The following is a 14,727-nucleotide window of genomic DNA, read 5'->3' on the forward strand; positions in this document are numbered from 1 at the left end:
TGGCTCAGTACCTGTAGGTGTCCGGCTTGTAGGGGCCGTTCTTGTTCACGCCGATGTAGGCCGCCTGCGCGTCGGTGAGCACGGTGAGCTGCGCGCCTAGCTTGGACAGCTGCAGGCGCGCCACCTTCTCGTCGAGGTGCTTCGGCAGCACGTACACCTTGCCGGGCTGGTAGGCATCCGGCTTGGTGAACAGCTCGATCTGCGCGATGGTCTGGTTGGCGAAGCTCGACGACATCACGTAGCTCGGATGGCCGGTGCCGCAGCCCAGGTTCACGAGGCGGCCCTTGGCCAGCAGGATGATGCGCTTGCCGTCGGGGAAGATGACGTGGTCGACCTGCGGCTTGATCTCCTCCCACTGGTACTTCTCGAGCGACGCGACGTCGATCTCGTTGTCGAAGTGGCCGATGTTGCAGACGATGGCCTGGTCCTTCATCTTCGCCATGTGGTCGTGCGTGATGACGTCCTTGTTGCCGGTGGTCGTCACGAAGATGTCGGCCTTGTCGGCGGCGTACTCCATCGTCACCACGCGGTAGCCTTCCATCGCGGCCTGCAGCGCGTTGATGGGGTCGATCTCGGTGACCCACACCTGCGCCGATAGCGCGCGCAGCGCCTGCGCCGAGCCCTTGCCGACGTCGCCGTAGCCGGCCACCACGGCGACCTTGCCGGCGATCATCACGTCGGTGGCGCGCTTGATGCCGTCGACCAGCGACTCGCGGCAGCCGTACAGGTTGTCGAACTTGCTCTTGGTGACCGAGTCGTTCACGTTGATCGCGCGGAACAGCAGCGTGCCCTTGGCGCTCATCTCGTTGAGGCGGTGCACGCCGGTGGTGGTCTCCTCGGTCACGCCGATGATGGCCGCGGCCTTGCGCGTGTACCAGGTCGGGTCCTGGGCGAGCTTGGCCTTGATCGAGGCGAACAGGCAGCGCTCTTCCTCGCTCTTCGGATCGCTGATGAGCGACGCGTCCTTCTCGGCCTTCTGGCCCAGGTGCATCAGCAGCGTCGCGTCGCCGCCGTCGTCCAGGATCATGTTGGGGCCTTCGCCTTCGCTGCCCTTGGGCCCGAACTCGAAGATGCGGTGCGTGTAGTCCCAGTAGTCGGCGAGCGTCTCGCCCTTGACGGCGAAGACCGGCGTGCCGCCGGCGGCGATGGCGGCGGCGGCGTGGTCCTGGGTGGAGAAGATGTTGCACGAGGCCCAGCGAACCTTGGCGCCCAGCGCCTGCAGCGTCTCGATGAGCACCGCGGTCTGGATGGTCATGTGCAGAGAGCCGGTGATGCGCGCGCCTTTCAGCGGCTGGCTTTTCGCGTACTCGGCGCGAATGGCCATCAGGCCGGGCATCTCGGTTTCGGCGATCTTGATTTCCTTGCGGCCCCAGTCGGCGAGCGACAGGTCGGCAATGGCGTGGTCGTGGGCAGGTTTGAGAACAGCGGCGTTCATGTCAGGCTCCGATTCAGTTCAGGAACCCGCAAGACGTGCCGCTGGGGAGACGGGGAGAGAACTTGCAGCTCACCCACGAGGACACATCGTGCGGGTGAGCGCGGTTGCAATTGGAGGTTTCCGAGCCTGGCCCCGGGCGGGGTTGCAACGCTCCTCGGAATCGCCGAATTCTAGTTCATGGCGCGCGGACGAACCAGGCGGGCGGCCGGCAGTTCCCCCGCGCTCGAGGGATGCGCGCGAGAGCTGTGACAGACTGCACGGCATGCCGGATGCCCCTAGCCCGCTCGCCGATTGCCCGCCCGGGATGCTGCGCGCCGTGCGCGGCGTGCTGACCGACATCGATGACACCCTCACCGCCGACGGTGCTGTCATGCCGCAGGCGCTGCAGGCGCTGAGCGCACTGCACGACGCCGATGTGCCGGTGGTGGCCATCACCGGCAGGCCGATGGGCTGGAGCGAGCGCTTTGCGCGCGACTGGCCCATCGACGCCATCGTCGCGGAGAACGGCTCGGTGGCGCTGTTTCGCGAAGGCGAGGCGCTCGCCGTGGAGTACGCGCAGGACGAGGCCACGCGTGTGGCCAACACGCTGCGTCTTCGGCGCGCCGCGGAGCGCGTGCTGCGCGAAGTGCCCGGCGCGAGGCTGTCCAGCGACAGCGCGGGCCGCGTCACGGACATCGCGGTCGACCACAGCGAGTTCGCGCATCTGTCGGCGCAGCAGATCGCCGATGTCGTGCACGTGATGCAGGCCGAGGGCATGCATGCGACGGTGAGCTCGATCCACATCAACGGCTGGTACGGCGAGCACGACAAGCTGAGCGGCGCGCGCTGGATCCTGCAGCGGCTGTGGCGGATCGACCTCGATGCCGAGCGCGAGCGCTGGGTCTATGTGGGGGACTCGACCAACGACCAGCTCATGTTCGCGCACTTCCCGTTGAGCGTGGGGGTGGCGAACCTGCTGCGCTTCGCCGATCAGCTCACGGTGTGGCCGGCGTATCTGACGCGCGGCGAGCGCGGGGAGGGCTTCGCCGAAGTGGCCCGGACACTGCTGGCCGTGCGGTTGTAGCGAACATTGCCCGACCGGGGCGCGCTTGCGCTCAAGCGTCCGGCAAACATGCCGATGACGCCGCGTGTGCCTCGTCTTCGCAGGCGCATGGCGGGCGGACCCGGATCCGCGCTGAGGACAGGGCGATGGATCTCGATCTGGTGCAACGAACGGCCATCGCGGCGGCTGTGGCCCTCACGAGCGCGGGCTTTGCAGCCGTGTGGATGTGGCGCCGCCGGCGCGGCGGGATGGTGCCGGTGCCAGCCATGGCGCTGGATCCGGCCACCGGGTTGCTGACCCGCAGCCGCTTCCAACTGGCCTTGCAGGAAGGTCTTCTGTTGTCGGCGAAGCGTGGCACGCACACCTGCGTTCTGCATGTCGCAGTCGACGGCGTGCGGCTCGCGGTCGACGACGGCGGGCCCGCGCTGGCCGCCAGGATGCTTGCCGCCATCGCGACGCTGCTTCGGCAGTCATGCGGCCTGTCGACGCCAATGGCCCGCGTGGGCAATGACGAGTTCGCGATCTGGCTGGACGGGCCCCAGGAAGCAGGCGAGAAGCTCGCGGCGCGAATCACCCAGGCGTTTGCCGTGCCCTTGAGCGTCGACGGACGCGATGTCGAGCTGGTCGTGTCGGTGGGCCTGGCCGTGGCGCCCGAGCACGATGCCGGCGTGCGACTGCTCGACAAGGCCGCTGCCACCGCGCGCAGTGTTCAGCGCAGCGGCGGCGGCGCGCACGCTGTCTTCGATCCGCGCATCGAGGTGGCGCACAACCAGGAGATCGCGATCGCGCGCGAGCTCCATGAGGCGGGCGCCAAGCGCCAGCTCGAACTCTTCTTCCAGCCCAAGATCGATGCGCGCAAGCTCGAAGTGAGCGCGGTGGAGGCGCTGCTTCGCTGGCGGCATCCGACGATGGGCCTCGTCAGCCCGGCGCGCTTCATCCCGATCGCCGAGCGCCAGGGCCTGATGGAGGCTCTCGGGCAGTGGGTTCTCGACGGTGCGATCAAGCAGGCCGCGGCCTGGCGCGCCGCCGGCTTGCGCTTCCGAGTGGCCGTCAACATTTCCGGCGTGCACTTTCGCCAGGACGATTTCGTGGCGAAGCTGGAGCGGGGCCTGAAGGCCCACGGCCTGCCGGCGGAGCTGTTGACCTGCGAGGTCGCCGAGGCCGTGCTGATGGAAAAGACGGCAGCGAACCGCCACCGGCTGGCCCGTCTGCAAAAGCTCGGGGTGCAGCTCAGCGTCGGCGACTTCGCGGCAGGTCCTGCGAGCCTGTCCGCGCTGGAGTCGCTTCCGGCGCACGAGGTCAAGGTCAGCCGCGGCCTCGTGGCGGCGCTGCCGGCCGACGCCGAAGCGCGGCGCACGGTGGAGAAGATCGTGGCCGTGGCACATCAGCGGGGGCTGCGGGTGGTCGGCGAGGGCGTCGAGAACGAGGCCCAGCGCGACCAGGCGGTGCGGCTCGGTTGCGACGAGCTGCAAGGCTACTTGTTTGCCAAGCCCATGAGCGCGCGCGCCGTGGGGATCTGGGGCGCTGATGCCCAACGGAATCTTGCCCAGACCTTTCGGCCGGCACAGTTCAAGGACACGCAGATCGTCGACGTGCGCGCGAGCGACGCGGCCTTCGTACAGACCCGCATCTCCATGCGTCGATAGGCGGCGTTCGCGGCCTGGGTGGGCGGTGAGCCTGGGCGCCGCCACCGATCCTCGACCCACCTACAGGTTCAGGAACACGGCGAAGCGGTCCAGTTCGTCGTCCAGCGCGGCGCGGAACGCCCGCTCTCGCGGGGCACGTCCGGCCACGTATCCCATGCCCGCATCCAGCGCGCCGTCCTTCACCGACACGTTCGCCCACCCGATCACCGCGTCGCGCCACAGCAGTGGCAGCGCGTAGTAGCCGAGCTTGCGACGCGGCGCCGGCGTGTAGGCCTCGAAGCGGTAGGCCCATTGCCAGAACAGCTCGAAGCGGCGGCGGTCCCAGACGATGGGATCGAAGGGCGCGAGCAAGCGCGCCTCGTCGCTCGGTGCGTGGCGTGCCGACATCGGTCGCTCGTGTGCCGGCCAGTACCAGTCGATGCCGTCGATGCGGTGGTGTGCGAGCCGCTGCTTGGCCCGCTGCAGCGCCGGCCCCAGCTCGTTGCGCCACTGCGGCGCGCCCGATCGCAGAAAGCGCACCAGCGTGACCAGCGTACCTGCCGGCAGCGGCGCGTACTTGGCGACCACCACGTCGATCAGTGCATCGAGCCGCGTCCGCGCATCTTCCTCGTGCGGCGGATGCTCGTGCGCCGCGTAGATGCGGATGCCGCTCTCGCGCCGCACGACGCGCAGCAGGCCGCGATAGTGCATGCCGTCGAGCAGGCGCGTCGTCGCGCTCGACGAGCCGCCCCAGTAGTTGGTGACGCGCCCGTGAGCGAATGTCGCGTCGACCTCCCGCGGATGCACCTCGCCCCGCTCGCGGATGAAATCGAGCACTGCCGCCGCGAGTCTTTTCGTCGCGCTGTCCCACACCGCGGTGGCGGTGCGCGGATGCATGAGCGCCTGGACGTTGCGCGTCACGAAGCCGTAGTTGACGAAGTAATCCTCCTCGATGGGCAGCCGCGGATAACGTTGTTCCAGATCGCCGGCCCGATAGTCCCTCACGCGGTGCCGCAGCGTCAGGTCCTGGGCGCGCGCCGGCGCCCGGATCGGATCGGCCTGGATGAAGCCGAGCTTCGTGATGGCGCGCGGCAGCGTCGTCGGCGTGAAGAGGCTGCGCGAGACGGCGTAGCGGCGCAGGTCGTCGAGCGTCAGGGTGGGCATGCGCCGATCATGCCCAAAGTCGGCGTTGTCGTTTGCATGATGAATGACGCGTGAACGATGCCACGGTCGAGCCCGGCGGCGCGATGCGGCGCCTCTGCGGCGCCCAGGCTCGCTTAGACTTTTTTGCAAGCTCTCGGGGCCCTGGCCCGTCAAAGCGAGCGATGTCTTCAACGGAGGAAGGGATCCCATGCGTCAACCTCGCTCGGCCGCGTTTGCGGCCGTCTGTGTTCTCGCCCTGGCGGGCTGCGCCACGGAAACGTCGCGCAGCGTGCAAGTCGAGAAAGTTCAATCCGCCGCCGCGCCGTACACGGGCGCGCGTCTGCCGATCTCGGTGGGCAAGTTCGACAACCGCTCGAGCTTCATGCGAGGCGTGTTCTCCGACGGCGTGGACCGGCTGGGCAGCCAGGCCAAGACGACGCTGGTGTCGCATCTGCAGCAGACGCAGCGCTTCTCGGTGCTCGACCGCGACAACATGGACGAGACCAAGCAGGAGGCCCGGCTCCAGGGCGCCGCGCAGACGCTGCGGGGCGCGTCGTATGTCGTCACCGGCGACATTTCCGAGTTCGGCCGCAAGGAGGTCGGCGACCACCAGTTCTTCGGCATCCTCGGTCGCGGCAAGAGCCAGGTGGCGTACGCGAAGATCACGCTGAACATCGTCAACAGCCTCACGTCCGAGGTCGTCTTCTCGGCGCGCGGCGCCGGCGAATACGAGCTGTCGAACCGGGAGGTGCTGGGCTTCGGCGGAACGGCCGGATACGACGCCACGCTCAACGGCAAGGTTCTCGACCTGGCCATGCGCGAGGCGGTGAACACCCTGGTCGCCGCCCGGGATGCGGGGCAGTGGGGCCAGGAGGTGCGTCGATGATCGGCACTGCCGCGCTGCGCCGGCTGGCAATCGCCGGCTGCGCGATGGGCCTGGCCGCCTGTGCCACGAAGGTCGCGCCGCTCTACCAGTGGGAGACCTTCCCGCGCCAGCAGTACGACACGCTGCTGCGGGCCGGCTCCAGCCCGGTCGAGCAGATCCGCTTGATGGAGGCCCAGGCCGAGAAGGCGCGTGGCGCCGGCGCGCAGCTGCCGCCCGGATTCCGCGCCCACCTGGGCATGCTTCATCTCGACACCGGCAACGCCGACCAGGCGCGCCAGCTGTGGCAGGCCGAAAAGGTGGCGTTCCCCGAGTCGTCGCCTTACATGGACCGGCTGCTCAAGCGCCTGGACACCCCCACGAAGAACGACACCGCCGCAAGGAAAGGCAGCCCGGCATGAATGCGAAACGAGCTTTCCTGTGGGTCTGCGTCGCGGGCCTCATGGTCCTTGGCGGCTGCGCGACGAAGGCGCCGCCGCACGACTACTCGGCATGGATGAAGGCCAAGCCCGCGACCCTGCTCGTCATGCCGCCGGTCAACGACTCGCCCGACATCAAGGCCACATCCAGCGTGTGGTCGCATGCGACGCAGCCGCTGTCCGAAGCCGGGTACTACGTTCTGCCGGTGACGCTGGTCGACGAGACCTTCCGGCAGAACGGCGTGCAGACGGCAAGCGACGCGCACGACATCCCGTACACCAAGCTTCGCGATGTGTTCGGCGCCGATGCCGCGGTGTACATCCGGGTCAAGCGCTACGGCACCAGCTATGCCGTCGTCTCGAGCGAGACCCGGGTCGATGTCGAGGCCCGCATCGTCGACCTGCGCAGCGGGGCGCTGCTGTGGCAGGGGCAGGCCTTTGCGTCGTCCGCGGAGCAACAGCAGCAGTCGCAGGGCGGGCTGGTGGGGTTGCTGGTGACCGCCGTCGTGAAGCAGATCATCGGCACCGCCACCGATGCGGCATACAACTACGCCGGCATCGCCAACGCGCGCATGCTCGCGGCGCCCCGCTACAACGGCGTGCTGGCCGGGCCGCGCTCGCCGCTGTATGGGCAGCCGCCTCCGTCGCAGTAGGCCGGCAAGAAAAAAGCCCCATCGAACCTTCGATGGGGCTCTTGCGAGACGCCGGACGGGTTACAGGCCGGCTGCGGCGCGCAGCGTCTTCGCCTTGTCGGTCTTCTCCCACGAGAACTCCGGCTCCTCGCGGCCGAAGTGTCCGTATGCGGCGGTCTTGGCATAGATCGGGCGCAGCAGATCCAGCATCTGGATGATGCCCTTCGGACGCAGGTCGAAGTGCTCGTTGACCAGCGCGGCGATCTTGTCGTCGGGGATGACGCCGGTGCCTTCGGTGTAGACCGTCACGTTCATCGGCCGGGCCACGCCGATGGCGTAGGCCACCTGGATCTGGCATTGGCGCGCCAGGCCGGAAGCGACGATGTTCTTCGCCACGTAGCGCGCCGCGTAGGCCGCCGAGCGGTCGACCTTCGTGGGATCCTTGCCGGAGAAGGCGCCGCCGCCGTGCGGGCACGCGCCGCCGTAGGTGTCGACGATGATCTTGCGGCCGGTCAGCCCGCAGTCGCCCTGCGGGCCGCCGACGACGAATCGGCCGGTCGGGTTGATCAGGAACTTGGTCTCCTTGAGCCATTCCTTCGGCAGCACCGGCTTGATGATCTCCTCGATCACCGCCTCGGTGAACGCGGGCTTCATCTTCTTGCCGTCGCTCATCTCGGGCGAGTGCTGGCTCGACAGCACCACGGTGTCGATGCTGTGCGGCTTGCCGTTGACGTAGCGCAGGGTGACCTGGCTCTTGGCGTCCGGGCGCAGGAAGGGCAGGCGGCCATCCTTGCGCAGCTGGGCCTGCCGCTCCACGAGGCGGTGCGCGTAGTAGATGGGCGCGGGCATCAGCTCGGGCGTCTCGTCGCAGGCATAGCCGAACATCAGGCCCTGGTCGCCCGCGCCGGTGTTCAGGTGATCGTCGCTCGCCTGGTCGACGCCCTGCGCGATGTCGTTCGACTGCTTGTCGTAGGCCACCAGGACGGCGCAACCCTTGTAGTCGATGCCGTACTCGGTGTTGTCGTAGCCGATGCGCTTGATGGTGTCGCGGGCGACCTGGATGTAGTCGACGTGGGCGTTGGTCGTGATCTCACCGGCCAGCACCACGAGGCCGGTGTTGCACAGCGTTTCCGCGGCGACGCGCGAGCGCGGGTCCTGCGCGAAGATGGCGTCCAGGATCGCATCGGAGATCTGGTCGGCCACCTTGTCCGGATGGCCCTCCGAGACCGACTCGGAAGTGAAAAGGAAATCGTTCGTCACTCGTAAACTCCATCAGGTTGCGGATGCGTTGCCGGCCTGATGTGAGGGGAGCGGCGAACGCTTTAGCGGAATTTGTTGGACTTGGCGTCCGGCAGCAATCCCGTGAACCGGCGTTTGCTGCGTCGCCCCGCAAGTAGTTCAGTAACTCGGCGACCTGGCGATTATAAGAAACATGCTCACCCTGTTCCGCTGGCTGTCGCGCTGGCCCTTGTGGCTTCTGCACGTGATGGGCGGCGCACTCGGTTGGCTGAGCTACGTGCTCTCACCGCTCTACCGCCGCCGCTTCCAGGACAACGCCCGGCAGGCAGGCGTGTCCGGGCCACCGTCGCGGGCGGCGATCGCCGAGGCCGGCCGGCTGCTGACCGAGCTGCCCTACCTCTGGATGCGCCCGGCGTCGCGCTCCATCCTTCGGCACGTGACCTGGGAGGGCGATGGGCTCATCGACGACGCCCACGCGCGCGGCCAGGGCATTGTCTTCCTCACGCCGCACATGGGCTGCTTCGAGGTCACCGCGCAGGCGTACGCCGAGCGGTACGCCGCCCGGCACGGCCCGATCACCGTGCTGTACCGGCCCGCGCGCAAGGCCTGGCTGCGCGAGCTGGTCGACACCGCGCGGGAACGGCCCGGGCTGGCCGCCGCGCCGGCTACGCTGGCGGGCGTGCGGCAGATGATGCGGGCCCTGCGGCGCGGCGAGGCGGTCGGGCTGCTGCCCGATCAGGTCCCGCCCCACGACATGGGCGTATGGGCGCCATTCTTCGGCAGGCCTGCATACACGATGACGCTGGCGGCGCGGCTCGCGCAGCAGACGGGCGCGGCGCTCATCCTCGCCTGGGGCGAGCGGCTGGCGCACGGGCGCGGCTACGTGGTGCACCTGTCGCGCTTCGACGAGGCGCTGCCGACGGGCGGCGAGGGTCAGGCAGAATCCGCCGCGGCCGTGAACCGGGCCATGGAGCGCCTGATCCGGCAACGGCCTCAGCAGTACCTGTGGGGCTACGACCGCTACAAGACACCACGCGGCACCGCCCCCACCGACGGCGCGGCGGCGCCGCATCGAAGGGACTGAGGTTTGGGCTCTCGCCTGCTGCTCGCGATCTTCTGGCTGCTGCACTGGCTGCCCCTGCCGCTGCTGGCCGGGCTGGGCCGCGGCGTCGGCTGGCTGCTGTACGGCCTGGCCGCCTCGCGCAGGGCGATCGCCACCCGCAACGTCGAGCTGTGCCTGCCGCACCTGCCCGCCGCGCAGCGTCGCGCGCTGGTGCGCGAGCATTTCGAATGGCTGGGCCGCAGCATCGTCGAGCGCGGCCTGCTGTGGTATGCCTCCCCCGATCGACTGCGCCGCCTGATTCGGGTCGAGGGCGACGTGTCGCTCGCCGAGCGCAGTGAACGGCCGGTGATGTGGCTGGTGCCGCACTTCATGGCGCTCGACGTCGCCGGCGCGGCGACGCAGCTGTTCCAGCGCCAGCAGGTCGCATCGATCTACCAGGAGCAGAGCGACCCGGTGATGGACGCTGCAATCCGCCGCGGGCGGCTGCGCTTCAACCAGGGGGAGGTGTTCCCGCGCAGCGATTCGGCAAAGCCGCTGATCCGTGCCATCCGCAAGGGGTGGGCGTTCTTCAACCTGCCCGACATGGACTTCGGCGAGCGCGATGCCGCCTTCGTGCCCTTCTTCGGCGTGCCGGCGGCGACGCTGCTCGCACCTTCACGCATGGCCCGCGCGCTCGACATGGTGGTGCAGCCGGTCGTCGCCGAGATGCTGCCGCGCGGGGCCGGCTACCGCGTTCGCTTCCTCGATCCGTGGACCGACTTCCCGAGCGACGACCCGCTGGCCGATACCGCCGCGATGAACCGATGGATCGAGTCCGAGATCCGGCGCAACCCGGCCCAGTACCTCTGGGTGCACAAGCGCTTCAAGACGCGGCCTGCGGGAGAACCCTCGTTGTATTGAGGGCTGCGTTGACGAGAGGGCGGTCGCTGCCGATAGTGGGCGCCTTTTGTCGGAGCCCGCTCGCATGAACGCCAAACCCGCCTTCCTCTCCCCCTGGCAGCCGCAACTGCTCGCGGTGCTGCGCATCGTCAGCGCCTACATCTTCCTGCTGCATGGCACGGCCAAGCTGCTGCACTGGCCGCACATCGCCATGTTCGACAACGTCGATCCGTTCTCGATGACGGGCATCGCCGGCATCCTCGAGCTGGTCGGCGGCATCCTGCTGCTCATCGGGCTGTTCACCCGACCGGTGGCCTTCGTGCTGTCGGGCGAGATGGCGGCGGCCTACTTCATCGGCCACGCCTCGCGGGGCGCGCCCCTGCTGCCGGTGATCAACCAGGGCGATGCGGCGGTGCTGTACTGCTTCGTCTTCCTGTACCTCGCCGCCGCGGGTCCGGGCACCTGGTCAGTGGACACCGCGCGCGCCAGGACGCGGGCCGCGCCGACCTGACGGCAGCTCAGCGCCCGGCGTTGAGCACCTTGGCGACCGCCGGTGCGCGCAGCCGCGAGGCCTCCGGCATGCCCGCGCCCAGCAGCGGCTGCAGATAGCGGCGGAAGGCGTCGGTCACATCGGTGCCGCTGGCAGCGATGAGATCGTCTTCCATCACCCGCGTCTTGCCGGCGACCGTCTCGAGCGGCAGCAGCGAATAGCCGACCGCGTAGTCGCCGGTGCGCGTGATCGCCACCGAGCCGTCGGTGGCGCCGGACAGCGCGTACTGCACGGCGCGCTCGCCCGCTTCGCGTGCCTCGCGCTGGTCGACGTCGGACACGCAGCCGAGGAAGGAGCGCTGCAGGTAGCCGAAGGTGTCGCCGCGCACCCGCTTGATCTTCAGCTGGTCCTTGATCTGGTCGCACAGCAGGTCGGCCAGCGCGCCGGTGCCGGACAGCTGCACGTTGCCGTGCGCGTCGCGCTCGACCGTCTTGGCGAGCTGGCTCGCGATCGCCGTGCCGGACGCGTCGTGGATCCCTTCGGAGACGGCGACGATGCAGCGGCCCAGCCGGTCGTGGACGGCTTTCACATCGGCGAGGAATCGCTCGGTCGAGAAGCTTCGCTCCGGCAAATAGACCAGGTGGGGGCCGTCGTCGGGATACTTGCGGGCCAGCGCGGCGGCCGCCGTCAGGAAGCCGGCGTGGCGGCCCATGACGACGCCGACGTACACGCCTGGCAGCGCGGCGTTGTCCAGGTTCGCGCCGGCGAAGGCTTGCACCACGAAGCGCGCGGCGGACGGGAAGCCGGGCGTGTGGTCGTTGCCGACGAGGTCGTTGTCGATGGTCTTCGGGATGTGCATGCAGCGCAGCGGGTAGCCCGCCTTGCGGGCTTCCTCGCTGACGATGCGCACGGTGTCGGAAGAGTCGTTGCCGCCGATGTAGAAGAACTGGCCGATCTCGTGGGCGCGCAGCACCTTGAAGATCTCCTGGCAGTACTTGACGTCGGGCTTGTCGCGCGTCGAGCCCAGCGCCGATGCCGGCGTGGCCGCGACACGCTCCAGGTTGTCGGTCGTTTCCTGCGTCAGGTCGACCAGGTCCTCGTTGACGATGCCGCGCACGCCGTGGCGTGCGCCGTAGACGACGTCGATCTGGCGGGATCGACGTGCGGCGAGCACGGCGCCGACCAGCGACTGGTTGATCACCGCGGTGGGGCCGCCGCCTTGCGCGATCAGGATCTTGCTCGTGGTCATGGGCGCATCTCCCTGGGCAATGGATCGGACTGAAGTATTCAGCAAAAGGGGCGTGTCGTCGCAGTCGAGTTGCTGCGCGTTGATATAGCGCGGCGGCCTGTGCGTCCTTGCGGGTTGATTCCTAGGGGGTCACCACTCAAGTGAAGGATGCGAAGACTGCGGCAGCGGACTAGCCTGTGATCGTGGGCGTGCGGCGTGGGCACGCAGCTTGCCCGACAAGGGTAAAGAGATTTCGCCATGAGCATCGCTCTCTATCGACTGCGTCTGTACTGGGACGGCCACCGGGGCGCCGCCCGCAACGGTGACGACACCCGCATCCTGGTCGAGGCCCCGCACCTGCCCGTTGCCCACGTGGGCGGCGAGCTCGAGGAGATCGATTACGCGCCCGAAGTCGACACGGCCCAGGTGCGCGAACGCGAAGGCGACTGGCGTGACATGACGCCGGAGGAAGTGGCGGCGGCCGACGCCTTGCTCGCCACGCTGAGCCAGCGCGAGTGGGTGCACGAGCGCGCCGCCTGAGGGGCGTCTTTACGCCGTGACGTCGAGCAGGCTGCCCAGCATGTCCTGCTGGGTCTGAATCACCTTCAGGTTCGCCTTGAACGCATAGGCCGCCACCACCTGCTGCACCAGATCGTCGGCAAGATCTTCTGTCGTCCCGGCGCCTTGCACGTCCTGCCGAACGGATGCCCTGGCGACGCTGCCGGCCGCCGCATCCAGGCGGAACAGGGCGGCGTTCAGGCCGGATTGCGCAATGGAGGTCAGCGAGTTCATGGCGGTCCCACTGCCATATCGACCGACCGGGGCACAACTTGAGGGCGGCATCGCCGTCCGCTCGGCCGCAGCCGAAAGCGCCCGGCTGCGCAACCTGTAAGAGCTTTCAGTTCTCGCGCCATCGTCTTGCTGGTTCAATTCATCCCAGCGCCGAGGCAGTCACAGAGAACCCCGCTCGATCGGCGGCGCTGCACACAAGCGAGGTCGGACCACCGGCCCGCGATGCTCAGGGAAGCACGGGGATCACCACATTGACGCTGTCATCCGGGCGGCGGTGCCAATCCAGGCGGATTGGCACCGCGCAGCTCGTGGGCGCGCGCCAGCAGCTGTCCCCCCGCAAGGGGCCGGACGGAGTCGCGCGCTTCGGTCGCGTGGACGCTAGACGCTAGCGGGCGGCCTGCAGCCGTTCCCAGTAGGAAACGGCCTTGCCGACCCAATCCTGGAAGTGGCGGTCGTGCAGGGCGTAGTAGGGGATGCCGCGGGCCGCGAAGCGGGCCGCTTCGTGGCTCAGGGACTGGCGCGCCGGTGCGGCGCGCTGCACTTCGATCTCGAGGGCGTGCAGCGCCATGGCGCGCTGCATCGGATCGGCCGCCATCAGCTGTTGGCGCAGGCTGGCCGAGTCGGTGACGCAAGGGGTGGAATGCATGCGGGTTCCAACGTTGTCGGTCCTTTCGGTGTCGACAGGTTGCCGCGAACTCTTGAGGGGTGGGCGCCGCCGGGCGCCACTTTTTCACGCAACACCGCCCGCGCGCGCGGGGGTGTTGCGTGCATGCACTACGCGCGTTGGGCCAGCTGGGTGCCGGCGTCGAACAGATGCACGCGATCGATGTCGATCGTCAGCCCGACCCGATCGCCCGGCTGGACCTGCGTCCGGCCGTGCAGCACGACGATGACCTGCGCGCTGCCCACCTGCACCAGCAGCTCGGTTTCGGCGCCCGTGGGCTCCACGACGATGACTTGGGCCTGCACCGGCGCATCGGCGCCGCCCAGCGACAGGTGTTCCGGCCGCACGCCGTACACCACGCGCTGGCCATCGGCGCCGCCGTGGCCGTTGAGCGGCCAGCGCACGCCGCCTTCGGCCTCGACATGGAGGGCGCCGCCGCCGCCGCGCCGCAGCGTGCCCTGCACGACGTTCATCGCCGGCGAGCCGATGAACTGCGCGACGAACAGGTTGTCGGGCCGGTCGTACAGCGCGAGCGGCGAGCCGATCTGCTCGATGCGGCCGTCCTGCATGACGACGATGCGGTCGGCCATCGTCATCGCCTCGACCTGGTCGTGCGTCACGTAGACGGTGGTGGTCCGCAACCGCTGGTGCAGCGCCTTGATTTCCGAGCGCATCGCGACGCGCAGCTTGGCGTCCAGGTTGGACAGCGGCTCATCGAACAGGAACACCTTGGGGTCGCGCACGATCGCGCGACCCATCGCCACCCGCTGCCGCTGGCCTCCCGACAGCTCCCGCGGGAAGCGGTGCAGGTAGGGCTCGAGGTTGAGGATCTTCGCCGCGTGCGCGACGCGCTCGCCGATCAACCCGGCATCGGCTCGCCGCAGTCGCAGGCTGAAGCCCATGTTGTCGGCCACCGTCATGTGCGGGTACAGCGCGTAGCTCTGGAACACCATCGCGATGTCGCGGTCCTTGGACTCCACCTCGTTGACCACCTTGCCGTCGATGGCGATCGTGCCCTCGTTGATCTCCTCCAGGCCGGCCAGCATGCGCAGCAGCGTCGACTTGCCGCAGCCCGACGGGCCCACGAGGACCATGAACTCGCCTTCGTCGATGTCGAAGTCGATGCCGTGGATCACCTTCGTGGTGCCGAAGGACTTCTGGATGTTCTGGAAGGAGACGGTGGCCATGCGGCT

The 14,727-nt window shown here is 68.7% G+C and carries 16 protein-coding genes and 1 riboswitch; of the genes, 9 read left to right on the top strand and 7 right to left on the bottom strand.

The genetic code is table 11. The features are described 5' to 3' along the window. Nucleotides 1-4: 4 nt before the first annotated feature. A complete protein-coding gene (gene ahcY / locus P7V53_RS03485) occupies nt 5-1,435 on the bottom strand; it encodes an adenosylhomocysteinase (RefSeq protein ID WP_280154088.1) in 1,431 nt (476 codons plus the stop codon). Between the two features lie 89 nt (nt 1,436-1,524). Next, nucleotides 1,525-1,597: riboswitch (S-adenosyl-L-homocysteine riboswitch) on the bottom strand. A gap of 100 nt (nt 1,598-1,697) precedes the next feature. On the opposite strand from ahcY, the gene P7V53_RS03490 reads away from it, so the two are divergent. Both P7V53_RS03490 and P7V53_RS03495 read left to right on the top strand, forming a co-directional pair. Continuing rightward, on the top strand, nt 1,698-2,498 hold the full coding sequence (locus P7V53_RS03490) for an HAD-IIB family hydrolase (protein ID WP_280154089.1): 801 nt from the start codon (nt 1,698-1,700) through the stop codon (nt 2,496-2,498). A gap of 125 nt (nt 2,499-2,623) precedes the next feature. After that, nucleotides 2,624-4,123, top strand: a complete 1,500-nt coding sequence (locus tag P7V53_RS03495; protein WP_280154090.1) for a bifunctional diguanylate cyclase/phosphodiesterase — start codon at nt 2,624-2,626, stop codon at nt 4,121-4,123. Nucleotides 4,124-4,183: 60 nt separating this feature from the next. On the opposite strand, the gene P7V53_RS03500 is transcribed toward P7V53_RS03495, so the two are convergent. Then, nucleotides 4,184-5,266, bottom strand: coding sequence for a crosslink repair DNA glycosylase YcaQ family protein (locus P7V53_RS03500; protein ID WP_280154091.1), 1,083 nt, complete (start codon nt 5,264-5,266; stop codon nt 4,184-4,186). 187 nt (nt 5,267-5,453) lie between these two features. On the opposite strand from P7V53_RS03500, the gene P7V53_RS03505 reads away from it, so the two are divergent. Genes P7V53_RS03505 through P7V53_RS03515 form a run of 3 tightly spaced genes read left to right on the top strand, consistent with a single transcriptional unit; the run spans nt 5,454 to nt 7,200 of the window. Further along, nucleotides 5,454-6,131 carry a CsgG/HfaB family protein gene (locus P7V53_RS03505; protein ID WP_280154092.1) on the top strand — a complete coding sequence of 226 codons (678 nt, stop codon included), beginning with the start codon at nt 5,454-5,456 and terminating at the stop codon, nt 6,129-6,131. Then, nucleotides 6,128-6,529, top strand: a complete 402-nt coding sequence (locus P7V53_RS03510; protein ID WP_280154093.1) for a DUF4810 domain-containing protein — start codon at nt 6,128-6,130, stop codon at nt 6,527-6,529. Before P7V53_RS03505 ends, P7V53_RS03510 begins: the two co-directional genes overlap by 4 nt. Then, the gene (locus P7V53_RS03515; protein WP_280154094.1) at nt 6,526-7,200 is read left to right on the top strand and encodes a DUF799 domain-containing protein; all 675 of its coding nucleotides are present in this window, start codon (nt 6,526-6,528) and stop codon (nt 7,198-7,200) included. The genes P7V53_RS03510 and P7V53_RS03515 overlap by 4 nt, the downstream gene beginning before the upstream one ends. A gap of 60 nt (nt 7,201-7,260) precedes the next feature. Here the strand turns inward: P7V53_RS03515 and metK are convergent, their stop codons facing one another. After that, on the bottom strand, nt 7,261-8,439 hold the full coding sequence (gene metK, locus P7V53_RS03520; protein WP_280154095.1) for a methionine adenosyltransferase: 1,179 nt from the start codon (nt 8,437-8,439) through the stop codon (nt 7,261-7,263). Between the two features lie 172 nt (nt 8,440-8,611). Between metK and P7V53_RS03525 the strand changes: the two genes are divergently transcribed. From P7V53_RS03525 to P7V53_RS03535, 3 genes are all read left to right on the top strand, one after another. Beyond that, entirely contained in the window at nt 8,612-9,502 is an 891-nt protein-coding gene (locus tag P7V53_RS03525; protein WP_280154096.1) for a lysophospholipid acyltransferase family protein, read from the top strand. Between the two features lie 3 nt (nt 9,503-9,505). Then, a complete protein-coding gene (locus P7V53_RS03530) occupies nt 9,506-10,381 on the top strand; it encodes a lipid A biosynthesis acyltransferase (protein WP_280154097.1) in 876 nt (291 codons plus the stop codon). 64 nt (nt 10,382-10,445) lie between these two features. Beyond that, the gene (locus tag P7V53_RS03535; protein WP_280154098.1) at nt 10,446-10,871 is read left to right on the top strand and encodes a DoxX family protein; all 426 of its coding nucleotides are present in this window, start codon (nt 10,446-10,448) and stop codon (nt 10,869-10,871) included. A 7-nt stretch (nt 10,872-10,878) separates the two neighbouring features. On the opposite strand, the gene P7V53_RS03540 is transcribed toward P7V53_RS03535, so the two are convergent. Continuing rightward, on the bottom strand, nt 10,879-12,099 hold the full coding sequence (locus P7V53_RS03540) for a 6-phosphofructokinase (protein ID WP_280154099.1): 1,221 nt from the start codon (nt 12,097-12,099) through the stop codon (nt 10,879-10,881). A gap of 237 nt (nt 12,100-12,336) precedes the next feature. Here P7V53_RS03540 and P7V53_RS03545 point away from each other — a divergent pair, with 237 nt between their 5' ends. Next, a complete protein-coding gene (locus P7V53_RS03545; protein WP_280154100.1) occupies nt 12,337-12,618 on the top strand; it encodes a hypothetical protein in 282 nt (93 codons plus the stop codon). Nucleotides 12,619-12,627: 9 nt separating this feature from the next. Here the strand turns inward: P7V53_RS03545 and P7V53_RS03550 are convergent, their stop codons facing one another. The 3 genes from P7V53_RS03550 to ugpC form a co-directional block, all read right to left on the bottom strand. Then, nucleotides 12,628-12,870 (bottom strand): flagellar basal body rod protein, encoded by a 243-nt coding sequence (locus tag P7V53_RS03550; protein ID WP_280154101.1) that lies wholly within the window; start codon nt 12,868-12,870, stop codon nt 12,628-12,630. A 385-nt stretch (nt 12,871-13,255) separates the two neighbouring features. Further along, nucleotides 13,256-13,516, bottom strand: a complete 261-nt coding sequence (locus P7V53_RS03555; protein ID WP_280154102.1) for a hypothetical protein — start codon at nt 13,514-13,516, stop codon at nt 13,256-13,258. A 128-nt stretch (nt 13,517-13,644) separates the two neighbouring features. Next, nucleotides 13,645-14,721 (bottom strand): sn-glycerol-3-phosphate ABC transporter ATP-binding protein UgpC, encoded by a 1,077-nt coding sequence (gene ugpC / locus P7V53_RS03560; RefSeq protein ID WP_280154103.1) that lies wholly within the window; start codon nt 14,719-14,721, stop codon nt 13,645-13,647. Between the last annotated feature and the right edge of the window lie 6 nt (nt 14,722-14,727).

Origin of the sequence: Piscinibacter sp. XHJ-5 (assembly GCF_029855045.1) — a bacterium.
Classification (GTDB): Bacteria; Pseudomonadota; Gammaproteobacteria; order Burkholderiales; family Burkholderiaceae_C; genus Albitalea.

Excerpts from the sequence above, each read along its gene's own strand:
- ahcY (WP_280154088.1), bottom strand. The coding sequence starts at position 1,435 with ATGAACGCCGCTGTTCTCAAACCTGCCCACGACCACGCCATTGCCGAC.
- P7V53_RS03490 (WP_280154089.1), top strand. The coding sequence starts at position 1,698 with ATGCCGGATGCCCCTAGCCCGCTCGCCGATTGCCCGCCCGGGATGCTG.
- P7V53_RS03495 (WP_280154090.1), top strand. The coding sequence starts at position 2,624 with ATGGATCTCGATCTGGTGCAACGAACGGCCATCGCGGCGGCTGTGGCC.
- P7V53_RS03500 (WP_280154091.1), bottom strand. The coding sequence starts at position 5,266 with ATGCCCACCCTGACGCTCGACGACCTGCGCCGCTACGCCGTCTCGCGC.
- P7V53_RS03505 (WP_280154092.1), top strand. The coding sequence starts at position 5,454 with ATGCGTCAACCTCGCTCGGCCGCGTTTGCGGCCGTCTGTGTTCTCGCC.
- P7V53_RS03510 (WP_280154093.1), top strand. The coding sequence starts at position 6,128 with ATGATCGGCACTGCCGCGCTGCGCCGGCTGGCAATCGCCGGCTGCGCG.
- P7V53_RS03515 (WP_280154094.1), top strand. The coding sequence starts at position 6,526 with ATGAATGCGAAACGAGCTTTCCTGTGGGTCTGCGTCGCGGGCCTCATG.
- P7V53_RS03525 (WP_280154096.1), top strand. The coding sequence starts at position 8,612 with ATGCTCACCCTGTTCCGCTGGCTGTCGCGCTGGCCCTTGTGGCTTCTG.
- P7V53_RS03535 (WP_280154098.1), top strand. The coding sequence starts at position 10,446 with ATGAACGCCAAACCCGCCTTCCTCTCCCCCTGGCAGCCGCAACTGCTC.
- P7V53_RS03540 (WP_280154099.1), bottom strand. The coding sequence starts at position 12,099 with ATGACCACGAGCAAGATCCTGATCGCGCAAGGCGGCGGCCCCACCGCG.
- P7V53_RS03545 (WP_280154100.1), top strand. The coding sequence starts at position 12,337 with ATGAGCATCGCTCTCTATCGACTGCGTCTGTACTGGGACGGCCACCGG.
- P7V53_RS03550 (WP_280154101.1), bottom strand. The coding sequence starts at position 12,870 with ATGAACTCGCTGACCTCCATTGCGCAATCCGGCCTGAACGCCGCCCTG.
- P7V53_RS03555 (WP_280154102.1), bottom strand. The coding sequence starts at position 13,516 with ATGCATTCCACCCCTTGCGTCACCGACTCGGCCAGCCTGCGCCAACAG.
- ugpC (WP_280154103.1), bottom strand. The coding sequence starts at position 14,721 with ATGGCCACCGTCTCCTTCCAGAACATCCAGAAGTCCTTCGGCACCACG.